Source organism: Nocardia sp. NPDC060220 (assembly GCF_042727815.1).
GTDB lineage: Bacteria > Actinomycetota > Actinomycetes > Mycobacteriales > Mycobacteriaceae > Nocardia.
Genome location: NZ_JBHWZY010001338.1, coordinates 1 through 1,182 on the forward strand (window position 1 = coordinate 1; position 1,182 = coordinate 1,182).

Here is a 1,182-nt window from a genome sequence, read left to right on the forward strand (position 1 = left end):
GAGTAGGACACTGCCGGAACATCTTTGCGAAAGGCCCTCCAACTTCGGTTGGAGGGCCTTTTTGCGTTCCCAGGGTCGTCGCCTACAGTGCTTGGGTGCGCCTCGTCATTGCTCGTTGCCAGGTCGACTATGTCGGTCGACTGACCGCCCACCTTCCGATGGCTCGTCGGCTGTTGCTGATCAAGGCCGACGGGTCGGTGCTCGTGCACTCCGACGGCGGCTCGTACAAGCCGCTGAACTGGATGAGTCCGCCGTGCTGGCTGGTGGAGCAGGAAGTGCCGGACGCGATGCCCGCCGCCTTGCCCGACGGCGTACGGCCGTTACGGGACGGACAGACTCCGGAGCCGGTGACGGCTGAGGCGCTGTGGGTCGTGACCAACAAGGCCGGCGAGGAATTGCGGATCACCATCGAGGAGATCGAGCACGATTCCTCGCACGAGCTCGGAGTCGACCCCGGCCTGGTGAAGGACGGCGTCGAAGCGCATCTGCAGGAGCTGCTCGCCGAACACGTGACGAAGCTCGGGGAGGGGTACACCCTGGTGCGGCGCGAGTACATGACCGCGATCGGCCCGGTGGATCTGCTGTGCCGCGATGCCGACGGCGCCACCGTGGCGGTGGAGATCAAGCGGCGTGGTGACATCGACGGTGTCGAGCAGCTCACCCGGTATCTCGAACTGCTCAACCTCGACCCGCTGCTGGCCCCGGTGGCCGGGGTGTTCGCGGCACAGCAGATCAAGCCGCAGGCGAAGACGCTGGCCGAGTACCGTGGAATCCGGTGCCTCACGCTCGATTACGACGAGCTACGCGGCACGGAGAGCAACGTTTTCCGCTTGTTCTAGGAGGAGTGTCATGCCGCGACGTAGACCGCGCAGCGGACGTTCTGCGGCGCCTAAGCCGATCGGCGACGTGTACGGCCGCACCGAGGACGGCCCGGGCGACGAAACCTATATCGTGCGAACGGTTCCCGGCGCTCGGGCGGTGAAGCCCTATCGGTGCCCCGGCTGCGACCACGAGATCGCGATCGGTGTCGCCCACATCGTGGCCTGGGCCGTCGAGGGCGGCGAGGAGGACCGCAGGCACTGGCACCAGGGTTGCTGGAACGGCAGGCGTACTCGCGGCATCACCCGCCGCTGGTCGTGACCTGAGAGACAGAAAACCGAAGGCCGCCTCGATGATTCGAGG

General features: G+C 66.2%; 2 protein-coding genes. Both read left to right on the plus strand.

The genetic code is table 11. The features are described from left to right. Positions 1-95: 95 nt before the first annotated feature. On the plus strand, positions 96-839 hold the full coding sequence (nucS, locus tag ACFWF3_RS36575; RefSeq protein ID WP_379318792.1) for an endonuclease NucS: 744 nt from the start codon (positions 96-98) through the stop codon (positions 837-839). A 10-nt stretch (positions 840-849) separates the two neighbouring features. After that, positions 850-1,140, plus strand: coding sequence for an ATP/GTP-binding protein (locus ACFWF3_RS36580; RefSeq protein WP_379318794.1), 291 nt, complete (start codon positions 850-852; stop codon positions 1,138-1,140). The last annotated feature ends 42 nt before the right edge of the window (positions 1,141-1,182 follow it).

Coding starts and splice junctions, on each gene's coding strand:
- ACFWF3_RS36580 (WP_379318794.1), top strand. CDS start 850: ATGCCGCGACGTAGACCGCGCAGCGGACGTTCTGCGGCGCCTAAGCCG.